Raw genomic sequence first — 5088 nt, forward strand, 5'->3', positions numbered from 1 at the left:
GATACAGTCAATGTTCAAGGTTACGATTTTGAAGTAACTGAATTTTTTGAAATAAAGGGTAGTAACTTTGATGCAACGCAGGCGCAAGTCGTGGTATCCAAAAACGGTCGTGAAGTGGCGAAACTGACTCCAGAAAAGCGTACTTATATTATCAGCACGATGCCAACAACTGAAGCTGCTATTGACCCCAGTCTTATGCGCGATGTTTATGTCGCACTGGGCGAACCTATTGCCGATGGTAGTAACCAATGGGCATTAAGGATTTATGTAAAACCATTAATTCGCTGGATTTGGTTAGGGGCAATTATCATGGCTCTAGGTGGATTAATTAGTATGCTTGATAAACGATACCGCATCAAAAAAATTAAAGCTCCGTTGCTAGTTACTGGTAGTTTGGCTACTTATGGAGTCAATGAGGTAGCTATTGAGCAGGCAATCTCAGTATCGACGATGTCGACACTAAAGGAGAAATAAATGACTATGTCGAATAATACTCCTGAGCAAAAAGATAGCCAAAACAGTAAGCAGCGTAACCCAAAGACAATGAAAAAAAAGCAGACGAAGCTATGGTTCTTAATTCCGCTTATCCTCTTTTTTGGTTTGGTAGTTATATTGTACATGCGCTTAGGTAAACCAACAGACATTGTGACCAATACCGCTCTTGAGCGTCCGGTTCCTACCTTTGAGCTGCCGTTATTAGCAGATACTACCCGTACTATCACCAATGATAATTTGCCGGATAAGCCGTTTTTACTTAATGTTTGGGGCTCATGGTGCCCAACTTGCGTTATTGAGCATCCGTTTTTAATGCAACTAGAAGAGCGCGGCGTTGATATCGTTGGTGTGAATTATAAGGATGAGATTGGTAATGCGCTCAGTTACTTAAACCGAGGCGGTGATCCATTTTCTATGTCTATTCAGGATTCATTGGGTCAGTTTGCTCTAGACTTAGGCATAACTGGTGCGCCCGAAACCTTTGTTGTGGATGGAGATGGCATCATTCGTCAGCATATTGTTGGTGAGATTAATGAAGCCAATTGGCAACAGCGTGTTAAGCCGTGCCTGACAGTACTTAATAAGGCTAATAAGAACAACGATAGTCCTGATCTCATTCAGGTTGAGGAGATGTGCAAATGAACGTTACTCGAATAAGAGCTCCTCAACTAAAACCCAATATAGTTTTAAAACTAGCAAGCTTAATACTAGCGTGTCTGCTTAACATGACGGCAAACGCAGCTATTGACGTATACGATTTTGACTCACCACAGCAAGAAGCTCAGTATCGTGGATTAATAGAAGAGTTTCGCTGCCCAAAATGCCAAAATCAAAACCTTGCAGCCTCTGATGCACCGATTGCACAGGATCTAAAGCAAAAAGTCTATGATTTAATTAAAGATAGACGTAGTGATGCTGAAATACGCGTCTATATGCAAGAGCGCTACGGTGACTTTATTAGCTACAAGCCGCCTATGCGACCATCAACATGGATCCTATGGTTTTTTCCACCACTATTATTGCTCGTCTTAATTATTGGTTGGTTTTGGCAAAGTAAGCGTCGCCAAGTTGTTGCCCGTGGTCAAAGCGGCGTCACAGTGAACAGTACTGCTGCCTTGACCTCTACGGAAAAGGCTGAGCTTGATCGTCTATTATCGCAAGCTGAGAGTGTCGACCACGACATTACTAGCCTAGAGGACAAAAAATGACTCTATTTTCTACTTTTGGCTTATTTGTAACTCTAAGCTTGCTGATTGCTCTTATATTTGCGCTGATTGCTATTATGCCATGGCTACGAGCACCGCGTTTGCAGTCCAAACCAATAGACAATCAACTGCTAGATATTAATGTTGCAGTATTTCGCGAACGTTTAGCTGAGCTACAAACAGATAAAGACAGCGGTACTATTAATAATAGCCATTATCAAAATCAAAAGCTGGAACTGGAGCGTCAGCTATTAGATGTGCAGCGTCAGATAACACCTATGGTCACCCCTGATGTCAAAAGCCGTTTAATTGTCGCAGCTTGGATCCCAATATTGGCTGCAATGGCGTATTTACTAATAGGCAATCGTACGCCCGTGTTTGATTTGTGGACAGCTGAGGACAAAGTAGGACAAGTGGCTGACGACCTATTGACAGCTAAAATTGACAAGCCGCCATCATGGGCGTTTGAAGATGGTCGTCAACTGATTAGCGCCATGCAAACCAATGTTCATCGTAATGCTGATGATCCTAATCGCTGGATGCGCCTATCCGAGCTTTTCTTATCTATGGAGGCAACTGATTCTGCGCTGGAAGCCTTATCTCGTGCCTATCGTTTAGCTCCTGAAAATGAAGAAATCGCCACCACTTATGCTCAGACTAGCTTTTTCGTTAATGAAGGTCAGTTAGACGCCAATATTCGCCGTGTATTACAAGCTATATTAGCTAAGAATCCGCAGCATGAACGGGCTCAAATGCTCATGGCAATGGGTGAGACTCGTAGTAGTAACTTTGCCCAAGCGCAAGGTTGGATTAAACGCTTACAAGGCAGCATTGTGGCCAAACCAGGTGATCATACTAAAGCTTTAGCAAGCTTAGATGAGTTAAGCAACTACGTTAGCACGCAAGAAAAGCAAGCGCTAGAAGGTATTGACGTGACAGTGAAAATTAACGCTAATTTATTACCGTTAGTGAAAGCTGATGATGTGTTGTTTGTTGCGATACGTGACGTTAAAGGAGGTCCACCGTTTGCCGCCAAACGTTTACCCATTAGTATTATCAAGCAAGGTGAGGCTAGTATCCGCTTAAGCAATCTTGATGCGATGATGCCAGATCGCACGTTAAATTCAGCTCGTAGTGACAAAACTCAGTTAGCAGTCGTTGCTCGTATTAGTCATAGCGGTAATGCCATAGCAGAGTCAGGCGACTTATCGGGTAATCCTATAGTGATTAGCGCTGAACAGACTCAGGTTAATGTTGAAATCAATCAACAGATTCCCTAATAAAAAATTATTACCGTAAGTTTCATAACACCAGAGCGGTAAGTGGAGCCGTTTATAAAAGTGGCGCGATTAATAGTCGTATACCAAAAACATATACGTTTAACATTGTTCATTGTATAAACACAGATAAAGAAAACAACTATGACTGAATCTACCGACAGATTAGATAGTACTAAATTGAATAGCGTTGAATCGGCTAGTACTAATATTGCTGACAATAAAGTACCTATAGCTGTGAGTAGTACTCATCAATCGATTGACTCTAAAACCATGAATCATACGCCTAAAGCTATGTACGTGACTTCAGGCAACTCGATAACACCTAAAGGTAAGTTGGATAAAATGCCAAAAATGGTTGCCAATGGCAGTCGCGCTTTTATCTGGTATTTGTTGGCGATAATGGTGTTAATACTTGATCAATGGACTAAGTGGTTGGCCCAAACCAAATTAGCGTTCAATGACCCCGTACCGGTCATTGAACCATTTCTCAACTGGACACTCGCTTATAACTATGGGGCAGCATTTAGCTTTTTAGCCGACGCTGGCGGTTGGCAGAAATGGTTTTTCTCAGGCTTAGCTTTTGTAATGGCTATCTTTTTAACGATTTATTTAATCAAAGCGCCACGTACAGCCAAGCTATTGTCTATGGGGTTGGCCTTAGTGCTTGGCGGTGCGATTGGCAACTTAATCGATCGTTTAAGAATTGGCAAAGTGGTTGACTTTATCCATGTGCATTATGCTGATGTCTGGAATTATCCTATTTTCAATGTTGCAGATATAGGTGTCTGTGTCGGTGTAGCGTTGATTATAATTGATATGATATTTTTGGAAAGTAAGCGTAATGAATAAACAAGTGAATATTGATCAGTACAAATAAAAAGAACTAGCGTCATAGCTGCTCTATACGGAAAGATACTTTTTATACTCAAGTGTGTTTATAAAAATGCGAACTGGAAGGTGATATATGATTAATACAAATACTCTCTCATTCTATATCCCAAAACCCAATGCATAATTGTATGCGAGTGAACGCAGGATGATTTTGAAGTGGCTAGACGAAGGCGTGACGTGCTAAGTGGTAGATGACAAAAACCAGTACTTCAAAGCTCTGGACAGGGCCATTATTATAAAGACATTGAATACCGCCTAAATTATTTATTGAAATAACAAAAGGATAATATAGTGTCACATGCTCAGCTAACTATCAAACAAATACATAATCTTAGAAAAAAACAAAGTGCCGCATTAAAAAGCCTTACCCTTATAGGCTACCTAGAAGGCACCTCTTTCTTATTATTGCTCTGTATCGCCATGCCACTAAAATATATGCTGGACATTCCAGAAGGTGTGAAATACATCGGTATGGCACACGGTATATTGTTTATTACCTATATCATAATACTTATAGGCTCAGCTATCAAAATGAAAATGCCTCTTTGGGCAATACCTGCGGGCGTACTCGGCTCACTCTTACCTTTTGGCCCATTTATATTCGATCATTTACTAAAAAATAACTTACAGAAAAGTGTAAGTAAAGAAGCCTAGAACAAGCTCTGCTACAAATGATACAAATGATACAAATGATACAAATGATACAAATGATACAAATGATACAAATGATACAAATGATACAAACGTATATTATTACTCAAGATTATTTTTCCTAACTAAATTACAAGCCGCCATCACTCATCATGGCGACAAATGAATAATATTGAGCAGAAATTAATCACAATAAAACTTTGATTCAGACCCAGTATGAATAGTCTTACACTCTAGTTACTTTTCCAACTTATCTTACATACTATCGACAAACCCGTCTTGTTTAAAAGCTAAACAGGTTTTGTCATCCGCGATGGATTTCCTGTTATCGTAGGGTATGCCTCAAAGGTACTACCTAATTAGGTTCACTTATCAACTAATAGACCACTTAAAATAGACTGATATGATGGAACTACTTTTGACAGACTACTTTAGGTGATTGAACCGCCCCGGGATTGTCGGAGACTCAACATTCTGAGAGAATACGACAATGAAAACACGAAACTACACTCCTGAGATTAAAGAACGCGCCGTTCGCATGCTCATTGAATCAGCAAATGACTATC

At 40.3% G+C, this 5088-nt stretch carries 6 protein-coding genes; all 6 read left to right on the forward strand.

Annotation, left to right across the window (positions count from 1 at the left end):
• The coding region (locus tag NJD71_RS13250) for a cytochrome c-type biogenesis CcmF C-terminal domain-containing protein (protein WP_319052377.1) at positions 1-474 on the forward strand (474 nt) is incomplete at its 5' end.
• Complete coding sequence (locus NJD71_RS13255) at positions 475-1137, forward strand: DsbE family thiol:disulfide interchange protein (RefSeq protein ID WP_011513682.1); 663 nt, start codon at positions 475-477, stop codon at positions 1135-1137. It abuts the gene before it with no gap.
• Between the two features lie 83 nt (positions 1138-1220).
• Complete coding sequence (locus tag NJD71_RS13260; protein WP_020443538.1) at positions 1221-1703, forward strand: cytochrome c-type biogenesis protein; 483 nt, start codon at positions 1221-1223, stop codon at positions 1701-1703.
• A complete protein-coding gene (ccmI, locus tag NJD71_RS13265) occupies positions 1700-2980 on the forward strand; it encodes a c-type cytochrome biogenesis protein CcmI (RefSeq protein WP_025643930.1) in 1281 nt (426 codons plus the stop codon). The genes NJD71_RS13260 and ccmI overlap by 4 nt, the downstream gene beginning before the upstream one ends.
• A gap of 141 nt (positions 2981-3121) precedes the next feature.
• Positions 3122-3829, forward strand: coding sequence for a signal peptidase II (gene lspA / locus NJD71_RS13270; protein ID WP_037026031.1), 708 nt, complete (start codon positions 3122-3124; stop codon positions 3827-3829).
• Between the two features lie 333 nt (positions 3830-4162).
• Positions 4163-4525, forward strand: a complete 363-nt coding sequence (locus NJD71_RS13275; protein ID WP_319052378.1) for a DUF3817 domain-containing protein — start codon at positions 4163-4165, stop codon at positions 4523-4525.
• Positions 4526-5088: the final 563 nt, after the last annotated feature.

It is taken from the genome of Psychrobacter sp. PP-21, from assembly GCF_033790785.1.
In the GTDB taxonomy this organism is placed as follows: domain Bacteria; phylum Pseudomonadota; class Gammaproteobacteria; order Pseudomonadales; family Moraxellaceae; genus Psychrobacter.

What these genes read in the sequence shown, in the direction of transcription:
- NJD71_RS13255 (WP_011513682.1), top strand. Translation starts at nt 475, where the DNA reads ATGACTATGTCGAATAATACTCCTGAGCAAAAAGATAGCCAAAACAGT.
- NJD71_RS13260 (WP_020443538.1), top strand. Translation starts at nt 1,221, where the DNA reads ATGACGGCAAACGCAGCTATTGACGTATACGATTTTGACTCACCACAG.
- ccmI (WP_025643930.1), top strand. Translation starts at nt 1,700, where the DNA reads ATGACTCTATTTTCTACTTTTGGCTTATTTGTAACTCTAAGCTTGCTG.
- lspA (WP_037026031.1), top strand. Translation starts at nt 3,122, where the DNA reads ATGACTGAATCTACCGACAGATTAGATAGTACTAAATTGAATAGCGTT.